This window comes from Robbsia sp. KACC 23696 (assembly GCF_039852015.1).
Taxonomy (GTDB): Bacteria; Pseudomonadota; Gammaproteobacteria; order Burkholderiales; family Burkholderiaceae; genus Robbsia.
In genome coordinates this window covers 2,871,695-2,892,186 of sequence record NZ_CP156626.1, presented here as the reverse complement: position 1 = coordinate 2,892,186, position 20,492 = coordinate 2,871,695, and the positions used below count along the sequence as shown (strand labels likewise).

The window sequence follows — 20,492 nt, the reverse complement described above, 5'->3', positions numbered from 1 at the left end:
TTGTCCCATCTAAAGCGCATGCGAGTGGCATGCGCTTTTGCTTTTTGCGAAGTTGTCGCTATTCCGCCGCAGTGTATAAAGAAAATTAGTTGCTCCAGCGCCGAAAACGCTGAAAATCGCGTCCGCATGCGAAATTTAGGCATGGAAAGGGCAAAGAATCGGTCTTCGGGTCTTCCCGGGTATCGAAATTCTTTATACCTCGCATTTAAATTTCTGGCTCGACGTGCCCGGGCGGCCGCTCGACAATCCAGCGATCAACCGTGGTTCGTTCGACAATTCTGGAGTGCTTTCGATGCAATCCGCAGTCAATCTTTATCCGCTGCTAGGCGTTGCGGTGATCGTGGTGGGTTTCCTGCTGCGATTTAATCCGATGCTGATCGTCACCGTCGCGGCGATCGTCACCGGCTTTGCCGCGCATTTCTCGCTGGATCATATCTTGGCGACGATCGGTACCGGCGCGCTCAAAACGCGGGTGATTCCGCTGATCATTCTGTTACCGCTCGCGGTGATCGGCCTGTTGGAGCGACACGGATTGCGCGAACGCGCTCAGATCTGGATTGCCGGCATTCGTGCGGCGACACCGGGCCGCCTGCTGATCGTCTATCTGTTCGTGCGCCAAGTCACTGCCGCGCTCGGCTTGACCGGACTCGGCGGCCATCCGCAGATGGTCCGTCCGCTGGTCGCGCCGATGACCGAAGGTGCGGCCACGACGAAGTACGGGCGCATCAGCGAGTCCGTGCGCAATCGGCTCAAGGCGTTTTCGGCGGCAACGGACAATGTCGGCCTGTTCTTCGGTGAAGACATTTTCGTCGCATTCGGGGCGATCGTGCTGATGGTGACCTTCCTGAAAGAAGCCGGCATCAGCGTGGAGCCGATTCACGTTGCCGTCTGGGGCATTCCTACCGCTATCGCTGCTTTCCTCATTCATGCATTCCGTCTGTACCGGCTCGATCTCTGGCTGGCCAAGAATGCGACGAAGGAAGACGACAAGGACACATCGGCCGATACCGCCGTCAATGTGCCGACGAATGCTGCCGCGCGTGGAGAAAAGGCATGATCTCGCTGAATTGGTTTCTGGACCTGGTAGGTATCCTGCTGTTCGTGATCGGCGGCATCGTCATCAGCGACAAGGCGCATCCGAAACGCTTCTCGTCGGGTTTGTTCTGGATTTTGTACGGTGTCATTTTCGTTGCAGGTGACTATCTCCCGCCGATCGTCGTGGGCGTGTTGGTCGTGATCATGGCCTTGATCGCCGGCTTCGGTGGCGTGCTTGGGCGCAAGCCGAAAGTTCGCAGCGATAAGGACCGTCACGACAGCGCCGTGAAACTGGGCAATAAGCTGTTTGTACCGGCATTGGCGATTCCAGTCGTGACCGTGCTCGGCACCTTGCTCGCGCCGCACTCCTTTGGCTTGATCGAAACGAAGAACGCGACGTTGGTATCTTTCGGACTCGGCTGCATCGTTTCGCTGATCATCGCCTGCATCATGACGCGCGATTCGGTGGGGCAGTCGGTGCAAGAAGCGCGTCGCCTGACGGATGCGCTGTCGTGGGCGGTCGTGCTGCCGCAGATGCTGGGTATGCTCGGCTTGGTCTTCGCCGATGCCGGCGTCGGCAAGGCGGTTGCCCACCTGAGCACGGCTTATATCAATATGGACTACCGCTTTGTCGCAGTCGCCGTGTATTGCATCGGGATGGCGCTTTTCACGATCATCATGGGGAATGGCTTTGCCGCGTTCCCGGTGATGACCGGCGGTGTCGGCGTGCCGATCCTGGTCGGTGTGTTCCACGGCAATCCGGCACCGATGGTCGCCATCGGCATGATGTCCGGTTATTGCGGCACGCTGCTGACGCCGATGGCGGCGAACTTCAATATCGTACCGGCGGCGCTGCTGGAACTGCCGGATAAGTACGGTGTTATTCGCGCGCAAGTCGCCACGGCCGTTCCCTTGTTGATCGTCAATATCGTATTGCTCAACGTCCTGATGTTCTAAGGCCCGAATCGCGCGCATCAAGGTTTCCGGGGATCGGTATCGATATCGGAAATCAGTGCTGCGATTGAAACGCCCGTTCGTGACGATGTCACGAACGGGCGTTTTCTTTTGTGATGCGATGTCGTGGCGCGAAGCCGACATCCAGCGGGTTTTAGTGCACTTCCATAAGCAAAGCAATGCCGCCTCGCGTGCGTCACTTGACGTATCGATCCTTACTACGTGTAATGAAGGAAACGGCTGCCCGGGCGTGGGTGCAGGCGCGTGCCAGGCACGGGCGCTCGCGGAATCCGTTCTCCTCGACAAGCGTGCTGGAATCGACATGACCCGCCGTGCCGCGCCCGTAATCATTCGGGCGATCCTACTGATTTCGCTATCCTGCATCGCGCTCATCGGATTCGATTCCTGGCGAAGCTGGAGCGAACGGACGGTGCAGTTGCGCGAGATGAACGACGCCACGCACAATCTGGCGCGTGCCATGGAAGCGCACGCGCAAAATGCCGTCGATGGCGCCGACGTCGCATTGGTCGGCATGGTCGAGCGTATCGAACACGATGGCATGGGGCCGGCGGCACTATCTCGCCTCAACAAAGTGATGCTGATGCGCAAGCGGGCATTGCCTCAGCTCGATGGTCTGTTCGTCTTCGATGCGCAAGGGCAGTGGAAGGCCTATACGCAGCCGCCCTCGGCGGGGCAGGTGGCGAATAACGCCGATCGCGATTACTTTATTTATCATCGAGACCACCGGGAACGCGACGTGGTGCTGGGCAAGCCGGTGATCAGTCGGTCTACTGAGCATTGGGTGATACCGGTTTCGCGTCGGCTGGAAACGTCGACCGGTCAGTTCGCCGGTATCGCGCTCGCGACGTTGAGTCTCGATTACTTCAAAACCTTTTACGACTCGCTAGAGATCGGCAGTGAAGGCGCGGTTGCCCTGGTCTCGACCGACGGCTATCTGTTGATGCGCCGTCCCTACGCGACGCGTTACCTGGGCAAGAATATCGAACATTCCGAGTTATTCACCACCTATCAAAAACTCGCGCCGCAAGGCACCCGTTTCATTCGATCCGCGCAAGACGAGATCACGCGACTCAATACGTTTCGCAAAGTCGACAACTACGCCTTGTTCGTGACCGCGGCCTTGTCGAAGGACGAGATCCTGGCGGACTGGCACAAGAACACGATCGTGCATCTGTTATCGGATGCGCTGTTCGTCGGATTGTTGTCGGTGCTAGGGTGGCGTTTGATCCGTAAAGTGCTGGAGGGCGCGGCGTCCGAAGATGATCTGGTGCAGGCGCATGCGGCGCTGGAGCGGATGAATCGCCGCTTGGAGCACTTGGCCATGCAAGACGGCCTGACTGGCTTGGCCAATCGTCGGCAATTCGACCTGGCACTGGAAAGCGCCTGGTCGGGCGCATCACGTGAACGCCGAGAGATTGCTTTGATCCTGTGCGATATCGATTACTTCAAACAGTACAACGATACTTACGGTCACCTCGGCGGCGACGATTGCCTGCGCAGGATCGCCGAGACGATCAAAAGCGCGGACGGTCGCAGCGAGGATATCGTCGCACGGTACGGTGGCGAGGAAATCGCGATCCTGGTGCCCGGTCTGGCAGAAGATCAGGCTTTCGAGATCGCGTGTCGTCTGTCGCGTGCCGTGGCCGATCTGCGTATGCCGCATGAGGCCTCGCCGTTCGGCATCGTCACGATGAGTGCCGGCGTCGCGGTCGTGTCGTTCAAGGAAAAGCAAAGTGACCGAACGGTGCCGGCCAGCGCGCTGATCGTCAGCGCGGACAAGGCCCTTTATCAAGCGAAAGCGGAAGGGCGCAATACGGTGCGCACTTACGCGGCGTGCAAGCCTTGCGGAAAACCAGTACCGCCGAGCGCGTAATCTAAGGCGCAGTAGCGAACATCGGAATGCGCTCGGTCATCCACTGAAGCAAGGTATCGGCCGCCGCGGTCAGCGGGCGGTCGCTTCGCACGAGCAGCCGTGACTGCGCCGACTTGAAGAGTGCGTGCTCGATGGGCAGCGCCACCATTGTCCCGGTCTCCACTTCGGCGCGGGCACCGAAGGCACCTATCAACGTGCCGCCGTTGCCGCTTTGTACGAAGCGCCGCAACACGGCCAGGGAATTGGACGTCAGCGTGGGGCGTAAATGCACGTTATCGGTATAGGCCAGCATCTGGACGATCTGCCCGAGGCCGAAACTCGGCGGCATCAGGGCGAGCGGACAATCCAGCATTTCCGTCACGCTGACCGCCGTGCCGCGCTGCGCGAGCGCGTGATCCGCGCGCAGCAGCAGAACCACCGGTTGTGGCGAGGAGGCGAGGGTCGTCACTTCAGGATGCACCGGCGGGTTATAGGCGATGCCGATTTGCGCGCTGCCTTCCGCCACCTCGCTCAACACTTCGTTGACGGACAGCACGTCGACGCTAACGTCCAGCCGCGGGTAGGTGCCGCAAAACGCGCTGAGTACCGTGTCCATCAGGACGTCGATATAGCCTTCACTGATTGCAATGCGAACCTGACCTAATTGCAGGCCGTTCAACGCTTGTAGCCGGCTCTCGAACTGTGACTGCTGCGCATGGCAGGCCTGCCAGAACTCGGCGAGATGCGCCGCCGCCGCCGTTGGTGCGACGCCGCGCGCATGGCGTTCGAACAAGGTCGCGCCGATCTCCTCCTCCAGGAGCCGGATCTGCCGGGTAATGACCGACGCGGCCGTGTTCAAGCTGTCTGCCGCGCCCCGGATCGAGCCATGGACCAATACCTCATGGAAGTACCTGAGCCGGCGCTGATTGATTTCTCGCATCGTGAGGGTCTGGAACAGGATGGCAAAGGGATCGACGGAGCGTTGCCTGGCAGGCAACGCTCCGTCTCTAGAGTTGCTCTTGCTCGTCAGTTTATGGCTGGCGACGATGTTCTGTCGAGGCGGTGTATTGGGTGCTGTGGCCGCCCGGATTCGAATAAGACGGCCGCTGGCGCCGCGCCAGTACCCCTTTTACTCCTGGAGTTCGACGTGTCCGCGAATTATCCGACCTCTGTCGGCACCGGTCCGCTCGCGGCCGTGTACAGCCGACTCAACTGGCGCATCCTGCCGTTCTTGATGGTGTGCTACCTGTTTGCCTGTCTCGATCGCTTGAATATCGGATTTGCGAAACTGCAGATGCAGGATGCCCTCGGCATGTCGGATGCGGCCTACGGGCTGGGCGCCGGCATCTTCTTTTTGGGATATGTGCTCTTCGAGTTGCCGAGCAATCTGCTGCTGCCGAAGGTGGGCGCACGTAAGACCATCAGTCGCATTCTGGTGCTATGGGGACTGACATCGGCGGCCATGCTGTTTACGCGCAACGTTCCGATGTTCTACGCCTTACGCTTCCTGCTCGGCGTTTTCGAGGCCGGGTTCGCGCCCGGGATGATCTTCTATCTCACCTATTGGTATGGCGAGGCACGCATGGCGCGGGCGATCGCCATCGTGATGCTGGCCGGACCGCTGAGCGGTGTGATCGGTGGTCCCTTGTCGGGTTGGATCATGACGGCGTTCGCCGGGACGCATGGTCTGGCGGGGTGGCAGTGGATGTTTTTGATCGAAGGGCTACCGTGCGTTTTCTTGGGCGTCGTCGCGTGGTTTTTTCTATCGGACACCCCGAGGCAGGCGACCTGGCTGAGCGACGACGAACGCGCGGTGTTGGCGGCCGAAGTCGAGGCAGGAGAGGGACCGCGTTACGGCCATCGCTCGTTCCTGCAGGTAGCGCGCGACCCGAAAGTCTATCTGATGGCCATCGCCTATTTCTGCGTGATTTGTGGGATCTATGCCGTCAATTTCTGGCTGCCCAGCATCTTGAAGGCCGACGGGGTCAGTTCGCCTTTGGAGATCGGCATGTATTCGGCCATCCCCTTTCTGGTATCGATGATCGCGATGGTCGTGGTGGGATATAGCTCGGATAAACGCGGTGAACGTCGCTGGCACAGTGCCGTGCCGGCGGTTATCGGGACGATCGCATTGGCGCTGGCCGCGTCGACGACGCACCTTGGCGCCTCGTTGCTTTGCATGACCGTCGCCACGGCGGGCATGTGGGTCGCCTACACGGTGTTCTGGGCGATACCGTCCGATTATCTGAAAGGTGAGGTGGCGGCCGGTGGCATCGCCTTGATCAATACGATTGGCCTGCTCGGCGGCTTTTTCAGTCCGACCATCATCGGCTGGGCGCGTACCGCCACCGGCAGCCTGGCCGCCGGTCTCTACGTGATGGTTGGTCTGCTGCTGCTTGGCGCCGTGCTGCTGTTCTTGATTCGGGTGCCGGTCGTGAAGGCCGGTGCGCGTATGCCATAACGATCGCATTGGCGGACCGACGTTGCGGCAGCGGCCCGACGTCGGCGAAGCATCGATGCTGAAAAAATCAGGAGAATGACGTCGTGTCCAAGACCATATTGATTGCAGGCTTCCAGCATGAAACGAACACCTTCGCGCCCTCGCGCGCGGGATTCGACAACTTCTTGCATGGAGAAGGCCATCCGCCGCTGACGCGCGGCGAGCCTATTCTGGCCTTTCGAGATGTCAATTTGCCGATTGGCGGCTTTATACAAGCAGCCGAAGCAATGGGTTATACGCTACGCCCCGTGATCTGGGCCGGCGCCAGTCCGTCGGCGCATGTCACGCGTGATGCATACGAGCGCATCACAAGCGAAATCATCGAGGCAGCGAAGGTCGGCGGCTTCGATGCCATCTATCTGGATTTGCACGGTGCGATGGTCGCCGAGCATGTGGATGATGGTGAGGGCGAGTTGCTGCATCGTCTTCGTACGGTGCTTGGTCCGGATCTGCCGATCGTCACGTCGCTGGATTCTCACGCGAATGTCACACGCAGGATGCTCGATAACGCGAGTGGCCTGGTTGCCTATCGCACCTATCCGCATGTCGATATGGCCGAGACAGGGGCGCGTTGTGCACGTCTGCTCGAACGGTTGCTAAGCGGGCCTAAACCGCTGACAAAGGTCGATCGTCGCTTGCCGTTCCTGATTCCGATCAATGGCATGTGCACGATGTTGGAGCCGGCCAAGGGGATGTACGCGCGTCTTGCCTCTCTCGAAAATGAGCGGGTTTTCTCCTTGTCGTTTGCGCCGGGTTTTCCGGCTGCGGATTTCCCCGAGTGCGGTGCGGTGATTTGGGGATATGGAGAAGACAGCGGCGCGATCCTCGATGCGGTTGAGACGCTCTACGAAAAGATGTTGCGCGATGAGGCCTTGTGGCAAGTGCCTTTTCTCGAACCGGACGAAGCGGTGCAGGAAGCGATGCGTCTCGCGACCGGGGCGTCGCGGCCGGTCGTCATCGCCGATACGCAGGACAATCCCGGCGCCGGCGCGGACGCGAACACGATGGGGATGTTGCGGGCCTTGTTGCGCAATGACGCCAAGGGTGCCGCGTTGGGTCTGATATTCGATCCGGCGGCTGCCGCGGCGGCGCATGAGGCGGGAGTCGGCGCGACCGTCAGGCTGAAGTTGGGTGGTCAGTCCGGCGTGCCAGGCGATTCGCCGTTCGAGGGGGCGTTCGAAGTGCTTGCTTTATCGGACGGTCGTTGCCATTACGACGGTCCGATGATGCATGGCATCGACGTCGAAATGGGCGCGAGTGCGTGCTTGGGCATTGGCGGTCCGGATGGCATCAAGATCGCCGTGGCATCGCGCAAGGCGCAGATGTGGGAGCGCAACTTGTATCGAATGGTGGGCATTCAACCGGAAGCGATGCGCATTCTGGTGAATAAGAGTTCCGTGCATTTCCGCGCGGACTTTCAGCCGATTGCGGAAGCGGTGCTGGTGGCAAAGTCGCCCGGACCGATGATCGCCGATCCGGCTGATCTGCCATGGAAGAGGCTCACGCCGGGCGTGCGCCTGAAGCCGATGGGGGAGGCGTTTGTGGCGAAGTAGAGGGAGGGGCCGCGCAGTCGCGCGCGGCTGCGAGCACGGGCGAAGATGCGTAAGCCTCGCTCTGGTGCTGACCTAGGCATCCATGGCCCCAAAAGCAAAAACCCCCGCAAGCAAACACGCTGACGGGGGTTTTACAGACATTCTGGCGGAGGGCGTGGGATTCGAACCCACGAAGACCGCGAGGCCTCGCCAGTTTTCAAGACTGGTGCATTCAACCGCTCTGCCAGCCCTCCGAGACCGGGATTGTACATGGTTTTGTCGCGGCGTCGCCACCGGGGGCGCCTCGTCGGCCGTTCCACGCAACGATCGAGGCGAACGCCTTCGTCCTTCAACCCGCCAGAAAGATCTCTTGCAGGTCGTTCAAAAAGCGCTGCCCCAGCGGCGTCGGCATGATGCGCAGCGGATCCGGCACTAAAAACCCGCGCCGCTCCGCTTCATCGCGGTGCTTCGACAGCACCGTCGCCGGCAAACCGGTCCGCTCGGCGAACATTTGCACCGGCACGCCTTCATCGAGCCGCAGCGCATTCAGCATGAACTCGAACGGTAGATCCGCATTTGCGACCTCGTTAGACTCCTGCACCGCGTCGCCGGCTATGGCTTTCGCCATATACGTCGCCGGGTGTTTGTAGCGCACCTGACGCACGATCCGCTCGGGAAACGACAGCTTCCCATGCGCGCCCGCGCCAATGCCGAGATAGTCGCCGAATTGCCAATAGTTGGTGTTGTGCTGACTGCGCCGCCCCGGCTGCGCGTAAGCCGACACTTCATAGTGCCGATAGCCCGCATCGCCCATCGTTTGCGTGATCCACTCGTGCATATCGGCGGCGCTATCGTCATCGGGCAGCGCTGGCGGCGGAAATTTGTGGAACAGCGTGTTCGGTTCCAGCGTCAGGTGATACAGCGACAGATGCGGCGGCGCGAAGGACAGCGCCGTACGCAAGTCTTCCTGACAGCCCGCCAGATCTTGACCCGGCAAGGCAAACATCAGGTCGAGGTTGAAGTTGTCGAAGGTCCGCGCCGCAATCTCCACGGCCGCCCGCGCTTCCTTCGCGTCATGGATGCGCCCCAGCTTTTTCAACATCGCCTCGTCGAAACTCTGGATGCCGATCGACAGCCGATTCACGCCACTTTCGCGATAGCGCGCGAACTTTTCCGCCTCGAACGTACCCGGATTCGCTTCCAGTGTGATCTCGGCCTGCGGATCGAGCTGCAGGCGTGCGCGAATGTCTGCCAGCAGGCGATCGAGTCCCGCGGCACTCATCAGGCTCGGCGTGCCGCCACCGATGAAGATGCTATGAATCCGTCGCCCCCAGATCAAGGGCAGCGCGCTTTCCAGATCCGCGCACAGCGCATCGAGATAGGCTTGCTCGGGCAAACCATCGGCACCTTGCCACTCATGCGAATTGAAGTCGCAATAGGGGCACTTGCGCACACACCACGGGAAGTGGATATACAAGGACAACGGCGGTAAAGCACTCAGTCGCAAACGGCCCGGGGCGAGAAATGCCCGTGCCGCATCGGCTGGTCCTTCAGGTAACGGATCCGGATAGACAGGGCCGAGCGTTCCTCCGGTGCCGAGTGCCCCGGTCGTGCTGACCGACCCGGCAGGCACGAGCGGTATCGTGCGGCGAACCGGCTTGTCCGTCGTCGCCGAAACAGGACGCGACGCACCGTCTTCCGTCACGCGGAAAGCGTCGCCGTCCGGGGAATGCGGATCGCGCGGCGAGGTCATTGCAACTTTGCGAGCAAGGCCCGCAGCGCTTGCGCGCGATGGCTGACCTGGTTCTTTTCCTCGGGCGCGATCTCGGCCGCGCTGCGTTGCATCGACGGGATGAACAGCAGCGGATCGTAACCAAAGCCGTTCGCACCGCGCGCTTCATCCAACAGCACGCCGTCCCACCGGCCGTCGGCGATCACCGGCTGCGGATCGTCCGCGTGGCGGACCATGACCAGCACGCAATAGAAGTACGCATGCCGCGCCGCATCGCCTTTATGCGATGCCATGTCGGTCAGCAAGCGCGTATTGTTCGCCGCGTCGGACTTTTCGCCGCCATTCAGCAGCGCGTAACGCGCTGAATACACACCGGGCGCGCCGCCAAGCGCAGTAACGCAGAGACCGGAGTCGTCGGCGATGGCCGGCAGGCCGGTCGCGCGCGACGCGTGACGGGCTTTTTCGAGCGCGTTCTCGACAAACGTCGCATAGGGCTCTTCGGCTTCGCTGACGCCCAACTCGCCCTGCGGAATCAGATCGATGCCGGCGGCGCCCAACAGCGAGGCGAATTCGCGCAGCTTGCCTTTATTGTTCGACGCGAGAACGACGCGTCGGCGGACGTCGCCGTCGGTGGACAGCGGGACGGCGCCGTGCGCACCGCCGGAGAGGTCATCGTGATTCGTCATGGTGAGACTGCCTGCGAGCTAATACGGTAGGGACATGCGCCGTCGTGCGGCGTTTAGGGGACCGTCAACCGGTCGTGCGATCCAATGCGGCCTTTTGCGCCGCGATCAATTGCGCGATGCCCGATTGCGCCAGATCCAGAAGACGATTCATATCGTCGCGCGAGAACGGCTCGCCCTCGGCGGTGCCTTGCACTTCGACAAAGCGCCCATTTCCCGTCATCACGACGTTCATATCGGTGTCGCACTGCGAATCCTCGCTGTAATCGAGATCGAGCAGCGCCGCGTTGTCATAGACCCCTACCGAAATGGCGGCGACGAAATCGCGGATCGGCGATTCGGTGATCCGGCCGGCTTCGATCAGCTTGCGCACCGCATCGTGCGCGGCGACAAAGGCACCGGTGATGCTGGCGGTGCGCGTCCCGCCATCGGCCTGGATGACATCGCAATCGATGTGCAGGGTGCGCGGGCCGAGCTTTTCGAGATCGAACACGGCACGCAACGCGCGGCCGATCAGGCGCTGAATTTCCTGCGTCCGTCCGGTCTGCTTGCCGCGCGCCGCTTCACGGTCGCTGCGCGTGTGCGTCGCGCGCGGCAACATGCCGTATTCGGCAGTCAGCCAACCCTCGCCGCGCCCGCGCAGAAACTCCGGAACGCGTTCGGAGACGCTGGCGGTACAGATCACCTTCGTATCGCCGAACTCGACCAACACCGAGCCCTCGGCGTGCTTCGTGAAGTGCCGCGTGATGTGCACCGGGCGCAGCGCATCCGCAGGACGGCCGTGCGCGCGTTGATTCGGCAGATTCGGTACGTCCGAGGGGGCGCCGGAAGCGGGCGCGGACGTGATCGACGTGTCGGAGGAGGCGGTCATGGCGATTCCTGAAAGGCGAAACGGAGCAAAACGAAACGGAACGGTGATCGAAGCGATTGCCGAACGTGATGCAAAGGGGAGAGGGGCGGTCGACGCCCCGACGATGCGCAAGTGTACCGCGCTCGCCGCAGCGTCGGAATGCCCATGTGGCCGCACGGTGCCCCCGACGCGATCGCGACGGCTATTTTGGTCGCCGATGCGTCGGGATGCGATAATACGCTTTTGGCGCCGGGCCGCCATTTCCGTGTGACACAGAGATTCCCAATGATTTATAGCATGACCGGTTTCGCTACCGCGAGCCGCGCTTTGTGGCCCGCGCCTCCCACGCCCGTCGGCGGGGACACGCCCGCCGTCGATGCGCCCGCCCAGGGCGCGCCGACGCATCTCCAAGTGGAGGTCCGTAGCGTCAATTCACGTTTCCTGGACATCCATTTCAAGATGCCGGACGAGGCGCGCTCGAGCGAACCGGCGATTCGTGAAATGCTGATGGCGTCGCTGTCGCGCGGCAAGGTGGAAGTGCGAGTCGCCATTCACCGTGCCGATCTGGCCGGCGCCGCCACGGCGACGTCGGCGGCCGGCAATGGCTTGCAGGCGCACGTCCTGACACAGTTGGCGGCGTTGCAGGCGGACGTCCAAGCGCGATTTCCGCAAGCGGCATCGTTGAGCGTCGCGGAAATCCTGCGTTGGCCCGGCATCCTCGGCGACGCGTCGATCGAACCCGATACGCTGCGCGATGCCATCGTCGCGGCAACGCGCGAAGCGATCGACGAACTGATCGATGTGCGCGCCCGCGAAGGGGCGGCGCTGCGGGCCGTTCTGCTCGACAAGGCGACCGAAATGGAAGCCATCGTCGCGCGCATCAGCCCGCTGGTGCCGGAGTTGGTCAAGCGCCAGCAGCAGAAGATCGTCGAGCGCCTGAGCGACGCGCTGGGCATCGTCTTGGCCGAGGGTGCCGGCGCGGTCAGCCCGATACCCGCGCCCGCGGCCGAGCCCGATCCGTCGGCGCCGATCTCCGCCGCCACCAAGGGCGCGGGCGCCGCGCCCGCATCGAACACATCGCTGAGCCGTGCGGACGTGGAGGAGCGAATCCGCCAGGAGGTCACCGTCTATGGTGTCCGCATCGATATCGCCGAGGAGCTGGCGCGACTGGGCGCCCATCTGGCCGAGACGCGGCATGTCCTGGACCAGGGCGGCAAGGTCGGCAAACGGCTTGATTTCATGATGCAGGAATTGAATCGCGAAGCAAACACGGTCGGCTCGAAAGCGGCCGCCAAGGAACTGGCCGACGCGGCCATGGCGCTGAAGCTGCTGATCGAGCAGATGCGCGAGCAAGTGCAGAATCTGGAATAAATCACCATCATGCAAAATCATTCGAACGGGCAGGACCAACGCGCACACGCAACGCACGGAACGCAGGGACAGGGGTTCGATCAACTGTTTCCCGGCAATCTGTTCATCGTGGTCGCGCCGTCCGGCGCCGGCAAGTCCTCGCTGGTCAATGCGCTGCTGAAGGACGATCATGGGATCACGCTGTCCATCTCGTACACGACGCGCGCGCCGCGTCCTGGCGAGGAGGATGGCGTCCATTACCATTTCGTCTCCAAGGAAGACTTCCTCGCGCGCCGCGCTGCTGGGGAATTCCTCGAGTGCGCCGAGGTCCATGGGAATTATTACGGCACGTCGCGGGTCTGGATCGAGAACCAGATGCGTACCGGGAACGACGTTTTGCTGGAAATCGACTGGCAGGGCGCGCAGCAGGTCCGGCGCCAATTTCATAACGCGGTCAGTATCTTCATCCTGCCGCCGTCGCTGCAGGCACTCGAAGAGCGTTTGCGCAAGCGTGGGCAAGACGAAGCGAACGTCATCACTCGTCGGCTGCTCGCGGCCGGGGGCGAAATGGCGCATGCGCCGGAAGCGGAATATGTCGTGATCAACGATGTATTCGACACGGCGTTGCAGGCGTTGCGGCAGGTGGTATCGGCCACGCGTCTGCGCTTTGCATCGCAGTATTCTCGCCACACTACGTTGTTTATCGAGCTGGGTATTCACCTCCCTAGTATTGACTAAGGTGGACTGACGCCAGGTTGTTGTAAAATACATCGACATCACGAAGGATTTTCGAACATGGCACGTATCACCGTTGACGACTGCATCAAGCGCGTCCCGAACCGTTTCGAACTCGCGCTGGCAGCCACGTACCGTGCACGCCAGCTGGCACAAGGCCACACGCCGAAAATCGACAGCCGCGACAAGCCGACCGTTATCGCCTTGCGCGAAATCGCAGCCGGTTATTTCACCGCGGAAGAGTTGTTGAAGAAGGTGCCGGTCTAAACACTGGATACCTGAACGTCCCGCGCGGTTCCGGCCGACGCGCTCGCTGACCCTGAACGCCCGTATCAATGGGGCCGTAACGGTCAGGGGCGCAGAAACGGGCCCCCGCGAGGACGGCGGAAGCCCATTGGACGCGGAGGCGACGCCTTGCGCGTCCTTTCCCGTTTTGGCACCCTGTCGTCACTGCAGGGTTAGGCGCGCGTAAAGCGCTTCGCGTATCGTAGCGAAGCAGGCCGCCAGCGCCGAAATGTAATACGCGGTCCGGGTCCGGCTTTTTTGCCCCGTTCGTCAGGGATGGTTCGTGCATCGTCAGGCTTTCAACGCGGTACTCACTCTGGAGGCGAAATGAGCAATACCCCAACGACCGCCTCCCCCGCATCCGTCTCCAGCGAGACGTCCCACGACGCCGCCGGCGGCGATATGCCGTCGAGCCGGGCCCGTACCTATATCGACGCGGTGCTGGAACAATCGTTCCGGCACCTGTTCGGTCCGACCGCCACGCCCGAGCAGCCCCGCAAGCACGAGATCGTCTCGATTGCCAAGCTGACCGAGCGACTGTCGGAGTATTTGACCGAAGCCGAGATTCGCGACGTCAAGTTAGCTTTCCATTTCAGCGATGAATCGCACCTCGGCCAGTACCGGCAGAGCGGCGAGCCTTACATCACGCACCCGGTAGCGGTGGCTGAGATTTGTGCCGGCTGGAAGCTCGACGCGCAATCGATCATGGCTGCCTTGCTGCACGATGTGATCGAGGACACCGGCGTTGCGAAGATGGAGCTCGCCGAGCGGTTCGGACCCAAAGTAGCCGAATTGGTCGACGGCTTGTCGAAACTCGACAAGATGGAGTTCCGCAACCGCGAAGAAGCGCAGGCGGAGAATTTCCGCAAGATGTTGCTGGCGATGGCGCGCGATGTGCGCGTGATCATCGTCAAGCTCGCCGATCGTCTGCACAATATGCGGACCTTGGGCGCCGTTCCGCCGGAAAAACGACGACGGGTGGCGCGCGAGACGAATGATATCTACGCGCCCATCGCCCATCGTCTCGGTTTGAACAATACGTATCGCGAGCTGCAGGACCTGAGCCTCGCGAACTATAACCCGGTGCGCTACGCCACCTTGTTCAAGGCCGTGAAGGCCGCCCGCGGCAATCGCCGTGAGGTCGTGGGCAAGATCCTGGAGTCGGTGCAGCAGGCGCTGAGCGACGCGAAAATCTCCGCCGAAGTGTCCGGACGCGAGAAGACGATCTACAGCATTTATCACAAGATGCGCGAGAAGCAGCTGTCGTTCTCGCAGGTGCTGGATGTCTATGGTTTCCGCGTGGTCGTGAACGATCCGATCGAATGCTATATGTGCATCGGCGCGTTGCACGCCTTGTACAAGCCGGTGCCCGGCAAGTTCAAGGACTACATCGCGATCCCCAAGGTCAACGGGTATCAGTCCCTGCATACGACGCTGGTCGGCCCGTTCGGCACGCCGGTGGAGTTTCAGATCCGTACCGTTTCGATGCACGAGATCGCCGAATCGGGCGTTGCCGCGCATTGGCTGTATAAGAACGGCAGCGCCGATCTGAACGACGTGCAGGCGCGCGCGCATCAGTGGCTGAAATCCTTGCTCGATCTGCAGTCCGAGGCGGGCGATTCGGCCGAGTTCCTCGAGCACGTCAAGATCGACCTGTTCCCCGACGCAGTGTATGTCTTTACGCCGAAGTCCAAGATCATGGCGCTACCACGCGGTGCGACCGCCTTGGACTTTGCTTATTCGGTGCACAGCGAGCTGGGCAATCAGTGTGTCGCGGTCAAGATCAACAACGAACTGCTGCCGCTGCGCACCGAGTTGAAGAGCGGCGACATCGTCGAAGTGATCACGGCGCCGTATTCCAAGCCGAATCCGGCCTGGCTCGGCTTCGTGCGGAGCGGCAAGGCCCGTTCGGCGATCCGCCACTACCTGAAGACGATGCGCTTCAACGAGAGCGTGCAACTGGGCGAGCGCCTGGTGGACCAATCGCTGAAGCCGTATGGCCTGACCTTGGCGGCCGTGACGCCGGAAGTCTGGGAAAAGCTCGGACAATGGACCGGCAATACGACGCGGCAGGAGATCTATGCCGACATCGGCCTGGGACGCCGTTTCGCGGCGGTCATGGCGAAGCGCATCGAGCTGTTGATGAGCGGACGCGACGGCGAGGAAGATGCGAGCCGAGCTGCCGAGACCGCGCCGGGCGACGGCGAGGCATCGCCGGTGCTGGGCCCGACGGGCGGCCCGCCGGTGGTCATCACCGGCACCGAGGGCATGGCGGTGCAATTGTCTGCCTGCTGTCGTCCGATCCCTGGCGACGACATCATGGGCTATATCGGTATCGGCCTGGGCATGGCGATCCATACCACCGACTGTCGGAATGCGCGCCGTATCCATCACCGCGATCCGAGCCGTTGGATCGACGTGGCCTGGGCGCCGCAGCCGGGACGTCAATTCGACGTCGGCGTGCGTGTGCTGGTGAAGAACACGAAGGGCGTGTTCGCGCGGGTGGCGGCCGACATCTCGACGGCGGCCAATATCGCCCACGTGGCAATGGACGAGAACACCGATCAGGAATCGACGACGCTGCGCTTCCTGATCCAGGTCAGCGACCGCGTGCATCTGGCCAATGTCATGCGACGCGTGCGGACCAATCCGGATGTCATGCGGATCGCGCGCGAGAAGCCGAGCGAACAGCAGAGCGGGCGCTTCGACGCCCTGGGTTTGCGAGTGAACCGCGACGCCCAAGCCTACTGAGCGCGGACGCCTTTCCGGTCGTATCAGGGGGCGGGCGGGTAATGCACATCGAGGATTTCGAGATGTTCGATACCCGCCGGCGTCTGTAGCGTCACCGTGTCGCCGATCCGTGCCTTCAGCAAAGCGCGGGCAACCGGTGAAATCCAACTGATGTGTCCGTGATCGAGGTCGACCTCGTCCACGCCGACGATCGTAATCGTCGTCTCGTCACCGGCCTTGTTCGCATAGTCGACCGTCGCGCCGAAGAACACCTGATCCACATTCTCCTGCTTGCTCGCATCGACGACTTCCGCCAGGTCCAGGCGCTTGGTTAGGAAACGGATGCGTCGATCGATCTCGCGCAGGCGTCGCTTGCCATAGATATAGTCCCCGTTCTCCGATCGGTCGCCGTTCGAGGCGGCCCATGAGACCAGTTTCACGACCTCGGGACGATCCTCGTCCAACAAATGCAGCAATTCGTTGCGCATGGCCTGATGACCGGCTGGCGTCATGTAGTTCTTGGCACCCGCGGGGATCGGCGTGGCGCCGGTTTCGAGATCGTCGTCGTCATCGTTCGACGTCTCTTTTACGAAGGCTTTGTTCATATTCAGGTCCTGCCGACAATGGCTCAGGCGGCGCGCGTGTGGCGCGGCCGCGACATTTTTATCAGGTTACACGAAAGCGACAGCGATAGCGTGATGCATAGCCGCAAGTCGACAAAAAACGCTTCCATTTTTCAATGACATCGCTATAATTACGTCTCTTAGTCGTGCGGCTGTAGCTCAGTTGGATAGAGTACTTGGCTACGAACCAAGGGGTCGTGGGTTCGAATCCTGCCAGCCGCACCAGTAATACCGTAGTCCGCAAAGGCCAGGGTGTTAATCACCCGGGCCTTTGTTCTTTCGGTGCAACGAGATTCACGTGAATAAGTTCGACCTCGAAAAGAACAAAGGCCTGAAGCTCAACAATTCGTTGAAGCAAGCTGCGACGTCCGCGCGTTTCGGGCAAGGCGCAGCAGTGGTTCCGGATCGTCGTGAACAGCGGCGGCTCGATCAACAGAAAGGTTTGCTACCGTTCGCGTGCAAACTGGATGGTGAGTTGATCAAGCAGCTGCAGCAACGTGCGGCGGAACACGAAGGCGGCATGTCCGCCGTGCTGACCGAGTTGTTGATTGCCGGCGGTCTTAAGGCGAAAGCCGCAGACCCGTCCTGAAAAGGACCTGCGCGGATTGCTTAAAGTCGTAGTGTAGTACCAAGCGTGCGGCTGTAGCTCAGTTGGATAGAGTACTTGGCTACGAACCAAGGGGTCGTGGGTTCGAATCCTGCCAGCCGCACCACCAATAGTGAAAGAAGCCCGGATACGTGATCGTATCCGGGTTTTTTTTCGTCCTCATTTTTTTGGGGGTTGGGTCTCCCATGTAGATGGCGTGCATTGGCCTTTGCAGCGCGGGAATGCAATATGCTTACGATGGTGCGTCGCAGTCGGTCACGCGATTCGCGTATGACAATAACGGAGATGCCGCATGATTGATTTGGAAAGACTGGCCGCCCATCCCGAAGAGGCGACCCCGGACGACGTTCGCGAATTGATCCGCCTGCTGAGCCTGGCGCGTGCCGAGCTGCCGAACTATGGCGTGAAGGAGGGCGCCGGTACACCGGCGACACCGGACGGGGAGATCGGGGACATCAAGAGTGTCGCGCGCCAGTAAGGGCCGATGTTGCAGGACACACTCCGCGCTTTGAAAACCTGAAAGCCGCGCTGGGTGTAGATGCATGTCGCGCGACCTACACCTTTGCCACAGGCGAAAAAAAACGCCCCGAGGGGCGTTTGAGATAGGCGGGTCGCCGCGGCGGCCCGCCAGTGCCGACTGCCCGAAAGCAGCCGGCTTTGTCTTATGCTTGTTTAGAAGCGGTGACGCATGCCCACAGCGACGGACACTTGCTTGTTCGACGAGCTCGGCGTACCGGCACCGTTGATCGACGCGCCGCCCAGGTAGTTCGTACCCGTGAACTGTTGGTACACGCCTTCTGCGTAGACGTCCGTGCGCTTCGACAGCGAGTACGACGTCATCAGCGTGCCGGTTTGGAACTTCGGCGACGACGACGGTTGCGTACCGAAGCCAGACTCACGACCTTGCGTGTACGTGTACGAAGCGGACACGTTCCAAGCCGGCGTCAGGCTGTAACGGCCGTTGACTTCGTAGTTGTTGAAGCGGATGTACGAACCGGTCGGCAGGCCAACAGCCGTTGCAACGTTGTAGTTGTCCGCCGATGCGTGGTCGTACTTGCTTTGCGTGAACACGAAACCGATGACGGCCGGGCCGAACGCGTAGTTCAGGCCTGCACCGAAAATGCGATTACGTGCGGCGGCGATCGTAGCTTGACCGACTGCGCCCGTAGCCGTGTTCGAGCCCGAGTTGTTCACTTGCGTGTAACCGCCGGCGAAGTTGAAGCCAGCGTATTGGTACGACGCACCCGCGCTGTACACGCGGTTGTTCGAGAAGCCGCCTGCGGCATTGCTGAAGCCGTACATACCGCCGAACTTCAGGCCGTTGTAGTCGACGCTCGTGTACTTGACCGTGTTGTTGACGCGCAGCGATGCGTTCAACGTGTCGTTGTCGTACGGGTGAGCAGCCATCGTACCGCCGTAGCCGCTACCGGTCAGAGCCAACGGGCCCAGGTAGTCATATACGGACTCGTATTGGCGACCGGCGGTGATCGTACCGAACTGGTTACTCGACAGACCGACGAATGCTTGACGACCGAATTCACGGCTTTGTTGCAACATCGTGCCGTTGGAGATGCTGAAGCCATTCTCCAACACGAAGATGGCCTTCAGGCCGCCACCGAGGTCTTCCGCACCGCGCAGGCCCCAACGACTACCGTTGATGCTGCCGCTGTTCATGGCATAGCGCGCACCGCTGCCGGTGTTGTTCGTGTACATGATGCTGGCATCGATCAAGCCGTAGAGCGTGACGCTGCTTTGTGCATGAGCTGCCGACGCGAGCAAGCTCGATGCGCCAGCCAGTGCTGCGACGATAAGGGTCTTTTTCATTTGGTTCTCACTCCATTGAAGAACGTTTGGCTGCCCCCGTGCATGTCACAGCGCCATCCTGACATCCAGCTTTCGCTGCGGCATAGTGCCGCATCAGGTGTCGCCGAGCGGCCTGTCAGTCGCCTTGCGGGGCGCCAACGGCATTCGGCCGGGGTTGTTTCCAGACAAGGAGAGTGTAGGGATTCGAGTCCCAACGGCCCATTCATTGCGACACAACAGTCTGTTGCGATTTATGGAATAAAAAACTGATAAATTAAATTTCTTTAAAAACATCGTGTTACATGCTTGTTTCGAAAGTGTAACTTTGAATGTCGGTTTCAAACGTTGCCTTGACACCACTTTTTCATAGTGCATCTGATGCGTTGCGACATCGTTAAGGGAGCGCTTGTAGGAGGGCGCCTACGGCACGCGACAATGACGCGGTCAAGAAAATCTCAAAAATGTAAGCGCCTTCGCCGAAGTGCGAGTCTTTCGTCTGAGCAGCCGTGTTATTCGCATGAAAGTTTCGGGCTGGAAACGCTTGGCAAATCGAAGGGAAGGGACACGTGCGCGCGAGCACGTTGGCACGCTTTGCGATAGGGCGGGGAGAGGGGGGGATTTAGAGGGAGAGGCGCCGCAGGCATCGATCGCACCGGAGAGGGGCCATCGACCTGCGGTAAAACTCAGGCAAGCGATTAAACGCGGTGCCGTTTTTCAGCTAAACGAACGTACCTTACGACCTGAAAACGAGTCGATACGCGCGTCGTCGTCGACATCGGTGACGGGTTCGACCGTGTCGTTCCAATCTTCAAGAATGTAGCGACGGGCATCCATCGGCGACGACAGCAGGTTCTGCCAATGATCACCGTGCCAGCTCAATGCCGATTCGTTGACGTTTGCCAGGACGGCGTCGTCGTGGATCGCTTCATCCGACGGGGTGCTACGGAAAGCGTCAGCCAAGTGCGAAAGCGCTTTGTTCAGTCCGTTGATCATCGTCATCGTCCGCTCCTTATAACGGGCAAGCGCCAGAAATGCAGGATGCGCCATCGCAAGGATCGGGCGCGCATTTCCTTTGCTGCTTTACCGTCAGTATAAGGCGCTAACACCTTGTTACAACACGTGGAAACCCCGAGGATTTATTGCCGACCAGCCTGTCTTGCCATGGCATTGTTTGACAGGAAATATTTACTCGGTAAAAAC

General features: G+C 60.8%; 18 protein-coding genes and 3 tRNA genes. 13 read left to right on the top strand and 8 right to left on the bottom strand.

What is annotated here, in order from left to right; all coding sequences use genetic code 11:
- Positions 1-292: 292 nt before the first annotated feature.
- From ABEG21_RS12105 to ABEG21_RS12095, 3 genes are all read left to right on the top strand, one after another.
- Complete coding sequence (locus ABEG21_RS12105) at positions 293-1,057, top strand: DUF969 domain-containing protein (RefSeq protein WP_347554833.1); 765 nt, start codon at positions 293-295, stop codon at positions 1,055-1,057.
- Positions 1,054-1,992: a DUF979 domain-containing protein gene (locus ABEG21_RS12100; protein WP_347554832.1), complete on the top strand. Its 939-nt coding sequence runs from the start codon at positions 1,054-1,056 to the stop codon at positions 1,990-1,992. Before ABEG21_RS12105 ends, ABEG21_RS12100 begins: the two co-directional genes overlap by 4 nt.
- Positions 1,993-2,311: 319 nt before the next feature.
- Positions 2,312-3,883, top strand: coding sequence for a sensor domain-containing diguanylate cyclase (locus ABEG21_RS12095; protein WP_347554831.1), 1,572 nt, complete (start codon positions 2,312-2,314; stop codon positions 3,881-3,883).
- A 1-nt stretch (position 3,884) separates the two neighbouring features.
- Here the strand turns inward: ABEG21_RS12095 and ABEG21_RS12090 are convergent, their stop codons facing one another.
- Complete coding sequence (locus ABEG21_RS12090) at positions 3,885-4,802, bottom strand: LysR family transcriptional regulator (protein ID WP_347556760.1); 918 nt, start codon at positions 4,800-4,802, stop codon at positions 3,885-3,887.
- Positions 4,803-5,096: 294 nt separating this feature from the next.
- Here ABEG21_RS12090 and ABEG21_RS12085 point away from each other — a divergent pair, with 294 nt between their 5' ends.
- Together ABEG21_RS12085 and ABEG21_RS12080 are read left to right on the top strand one after the other, a co-directional pair.
- Entirely contained in the window at positions 5,097-6,323 is a 1,227-nt protein-coding gene (locus ABEG21_RS12085) for an MFS transporter (RefSeq protein ID WP_347556759.1), read from the top strand.
- Between the two features lie 83 nt (positions 6,324-6,406).
- Positions 6,407-7,915 carry a M81 family metallopeptidase gene (locus tag ABEG21_RS12080; RefSeq protein WP_347554830.1) on the top strand — a complete coding sequence of 503 codons (1,509 nt, stop codon included), beginning with the start codon at positions 6,407-6,409 and terminating at the stop codon, positions 7,913-7,915.
- Positions 7,916-8,058: 143 nt separating this feature from the next.
- Here ABEG21_RS12080 and ABEG21_RS12075 read toward each other — a convergent pair.
- The 4 genes from ABEG21_RS12075 to rph all read right to left on the bottom strand — a co-directional run bounded on the left by ABEG21_RS12075 (position 8,059) and on the right by rph (position 11,180).
- Positions 8,059-8,148 (bottom strand) — tRNA-Ser (locus ABEG21_RS12075).
- A gap of 95 nt (positions 8,149-8,243) precedes the next feature.
- Positions 8,244-9,647 carry a radical SAM family heme chaperone HemW gene (gene hemW / locus ABEG21_RS12070; RefSeq protein WP_347554829.1) on the bottom strand — a complete coding sequence of 468 codons (1,404 nt, stop codon included), beginning with the start codon at positions 9,645-9,647 and terminating at the stop codon, positions 8,244-8,246.
- Positions 9,644-10,312, bottom strand: coding sequence for an RdgB/HAM1 family non-canonical purine NTP pyrophosphatase (gene rdgB, locus ABEG21_RS12065; RefSeq protein WP_347554828.1), 669 nt, complete (start codon positions 10,310-10,312; stop codon positions 9,644-9,646). The genes hemW and rdgB overlap by 4 nt, the downstream gene beginning before the upstream one ends.
- A gap of 64 nt (positions 10,313-10,376) precedes the next feature.
- A complete protein-coding gene (gene rph, locus ABEG21_RS12060) occupies positions 10,377-11,180 on the bottom strand; it encodes a ribonuclease PH (protein WP_347554827.1) in 804 nt (267 codons plus the stop codon).
- Between the two features lie 264 nt (positions 11,181-11,444).
- Here rph and ABEG21_RS12055 point away from each other — a divergent pair, with 264 nt between their 5' ends.
- The 4 genes from ABEG21_RS12055 to ABEG21_RS12040 all read left to right on the top strand — a co-directional run bounded on the left by ABEG21_RS12055 (position 11,445) and on the right by ABEG21_RS12040 (position 16,280).
- Complete coding sequence (locus ABEG21_RS12055) at positions 11,445-12,530, top strand: DUF1732 domain-containing protein (RefSeq protein ID WP_347554826.1); 1,086 nt, start codon at positions 11,445-11,447, stop codon at positions 12,528-12,530.
- A 9-nt stretch (positions 12,531-12,539) separates the two neighbouring features.
- Positions 12,540-13,247: a guanylate kinase gene (gene gmk / locus ABEG21_RS12050; protein WP_347554825.1), complete on the top strand. Its 708-nt coding sequence runs from the start codon at positions 12,540-12,542 to the stop codon at positions 13,245-13,247.
- Between the two features lie 57 nt (positions 13,248-13,304).
- Positions 13,305-13,511, top strand: coding sequence for a DNA-directed RNA polymerase subunit omega (gene rpoZ / locus ABEG21_RS12045; RefSeq protein ID WP_347554824.1), 207 nt, complete (start codon positions 13,305-13,307; stop codon positions 13,509-13,511).
- 420 nt (positions 13,512-13,931) lie between these two features.
- Entirely contained in the window at positions 13,932-16,280 is a 2,349-nt protein-coding gene (locus tag ABEG21_RS12040; protein WP_347556758.1) for a bifunctional (p)ppGpp synthetase/guanosine-3',5'-bis(diphosphate) 3'-pyrophosphohydrolase, read from the top strand.
- 23 nt (positions 16,281-16,303) lie between these two features.
- Here ABEG21_RS12040 and greB read toward each other — a convergent pair whose 3' ends face one another.
- Complete coding sequence (gene greB, locus ABEG21_RS12035) at positions 16,304-16,864, bottom strand: transcription elongation factor GreB (RefSeq protein WP_347554823.1); 561 nt, start codon at positions 16,862-16,864, stop codon at positions 16,304-16,306.
- Between the two features lie 166 nt (positions 16,865-17,030).
- Here greB and ABEG21_RS12030 point away from each other — a divergent pair.
- The 4 genes from ABEG21_RS12030 (at position 17,031) to ABEG21_RS12015 (ending at position 17,967) form a co-directional block, all read left to right on the top strand.
- Positions 17,031-17,107: transfer RNA gene (locus tag ABEG21_RS12030), tRNA-Arg, on the top strand.
- Positions 17,108-17,180: 73 nt separating this feature from the next.
- A complete protein-coding gene (locus tag ABEG21_RS12025; protein ID WP_347554822.1) occupies positions 17,181-17,471 on the top strand; it encodes a hypothetical protein in 291 nt (96 codons plus the stop codon).
- Positions 17,472-17,518: 47 nt separating this feature from the next.
- A tRNA-Arg gene (locus tag ABEG21_RS12020) sits at positions 17,519-17,595 on the top strand.
- A 186-nt stretch (positions 17,596-17,781) separates the two neighbouring features.
- Positions 17,782-17,967: a hypothetical protein gene (locus tag ABEG21_RS12015; protein ID WP_347554821.1), complete on the top strand. Its 186-nt coding sequence runs from the start codon at positions 17,782-17,784 to the stop codon at positions 17,965-17,967.
- A 194-nt stretch (positions 17,968-18,161) separates the two neighbouring features.
- Here the strand turns inward: ABEG21_RS12015 and ABEG21_RS12010 are convergent, their stop codons facing one another.
- Both ABEG21_RS12010 and ABEG21_RS12005 read right to left on the bottom strand, forming a co-directional pair.
- Entirely contained in the window at positions 18,162-19,313 is a 1,152-nt protein-coding gene (locus ABEG21_RS12010) for a porin (RefSeq protein WP_347554820.1), read from the bottom strand.
- A gap of 693 nt (positions 19,314-20,006) precedes the next feature.
- Positions 20,007-20,291, bottom strand: a complete 285-nt coding sequence (locus tag ABEG21_RS12005) for a hypothetical protein (RefSeq protein WP_347554819.1) — start codon at positions 20,289-20,291, stop codon at positions 20,007-20,009.
- Between the last annotated feature and the right edge of the window lie 201 nt (positions 20,292-20,492).